Genomic DNA, 499 nt, shown 5'->3' with positions numbered 1-499 from the left:
ATCTGGGGCCATTGCTCGACATCGTACTGATCGAATCCGACGAAATCGGCACCGTCGGCGTCGGTGAGGCGACGATCCCGACGATCCGCACCTTCCACCGCTTCCTCGAGATCGACGAGCGCGATTTTATGCGCGCGACGCAAGCGACCTTCAAACTCGGCATTGCCTTTGAAAACTGGGCGCGGCGGGGGGATCGCTACATCCACTCCTTCGGTCGCGTCGGCCAGTCGATCTGGATGGGCGATTTCCAGCATATGTGGCTGCGCGCGCGCGCCGAGGGCACCGGCGGCGCGCTGGGCGACTATTGTTTCGAGCTGACCGCAGCCGAAGCGGGCAAGTTCGCCACCGGCCCCGACGCCAAGATCAACTATGCCTATCATCTCGACGCATCGCGCTACGCCGTCTTCCTGCGCCAGTTCAGCGAGGCGCGCGGCGTAACCCGCGTCGAGGGCAAGATCGGCCAGGTTCATCAGCATCCCGAAACGGGATTTATCGAAGC

1 protein-coding gene is annotated in these 499 nt (G+C 63.1%); it reads left to right on the top strand.

The window, feature by feature from the left end; all coding sequences use genetic code 11:
• The coding region (locus AACY08_RS28915; protein WP_339472504.1) for a tryptophan 7-halogenase at positions 1-499 on the top strand (499 nt) is incomplete at both ends.

The organism is Pseudomonas sp. EL_65y_Pfl1_R83 (assembly GCF_963970695.1).
Lineage (GTDB): Bacteria > Pseudomonadota > Gammaproteobacteria > Pseudomonadales > Pseudomonadaceae > Aquipseudomonas > Aquipseudomonas tritici.
This window is presented reverse-complemented; position numbering and strand designations above follow the sequence as displayed.